At 60.8% G+C, this 1085-nt stretch carries 2 tRNA genes and 2 rRNA genes; all 4 read right to left on the bottom strand.

What is annotated here, in order from left to right:
- A 23S ribosomal RNA gene (locus G4G93_RS35410) occupies positions 1-218 on the bottom strand; the annotation flags it as partial.
- A 271-nt stretch (positions 219-489) separates the two neighbouring features.
- Positions 490-565 (bottom strand) — tRNA-Ala (locus G4G93_RS35405).
- A gap of 36 nt (positions 566-601) precedes the next feature.
- Positions 602-678, bottom strand: a tRNA-Ile gene (locus G4G93_RS35400).
- Between the two features lie 150 nt (positions 679-828).
- Positions 829-1085, bottom strand: a 16S ribosomal RNA gene (locus tag G4G93_RS35395); the annotation flags it as partial.

Raw genomic sequence — 1085 nt, 5'->3', positions numbered from 1 at the left:
AACCCCTATGAATTCAGGGCTTGATACCTTCTCGAACCATCGTAGCGCAGACCCAGTGAACTGGATCCACGATACGGTGGCTGAAGGTGGGTTTCCCCATTCGGAGATCCTCGGATCAAAGCTCGTTCGCAGCTCCCCAAGGCTTATCGCAGCGTACCACGTCCTTCATCGCCTCTCAGCGCCAAGGCATCCACCAGATGCTCTTAAGGCACTTGATCGCTCTCATGATCGGTGTCCGGTGTGGTCGAAAGCCTTTCGGGCTTCGACCACGACCATCCACGGTCACGATAAAGACCGGCAGCCACCACTTTCGCAGGGGCTGCCTTATGCTTGCCGAACGCACCCGGGCCGGCCGCTTTCGCAACGGCCCGGGCACATTCCCTCTTCACGATGTCAGATATCCGCATCCCACCCGCCTAAGCGTTGGTGAGTGCGAAGCTCTTTGATCCGGACGACCCTGCGACCCGCGCTGCCTTCAGCGGGGGAGGGTGGTGGAGCTGGACGGGATCGAACCGACGACCTCATGCTTGCAAAGCACGCGCTCTCCCAACTGAGCTACAGCCCCGAAGGCGCCGCTCGCTGGCAGACCATTCCCCGATCCTGGTGGGCCTGGGACGACTCGAACGTCCGACCTCACCCTTATCAGGGGTGCGCTCTAACCACCTGAGCTACAGGCCCGTCGCTGGCTCCGCCAGCGTGTCCGGATGATGAGAAAGAGAAACGAAGACGGCGCGTCCCGCCTAATGGGTCCTGACTGGACCCTTGATCCAACGACGCCGTGAGAGCGAGCGGCTCGCAAGCGAGCATCACGTCAGACAGCATCCTTAGAAAGGAGGTGATCCAGCCGCAGGTTCCCCTACGGCTACCTTGTTACGACTTCACCCCAGTCGCTGACCCTACCGTGGTCGCCTGCCCCCTTGCGGTTGGCGCAGCGCCGTCGGGTAAGACCAACTCCCATGGTGTGACGGGCGGTGTGTACAAGGCCCGGGAACGTATTCACCGTGGCGTGCTGATCCACGATTACTAGCGATTCCGCCTTCATGCACCCGAGTTGCAGAGTGCAATCCGAACTGAGACGGCTTTTG

It is taken from the genome of Methylobacterium sp. DB0501 (assembly GCF_011043735.1).
In the GTDB taxonomy this organism is placed as follows: domain Bacteria; phylum Pseudomonadota; class Alphaproteobacteria; order Rhizobiales; family Beijerinckiaceae; genus Methylobacterium; species Methylobacterium alsaeris.
The sequence above is the reverse complement of the archived record's forward strand: the minus strand, read 5'-3'. Positions and strand labels throughout refer to the sequence as shown.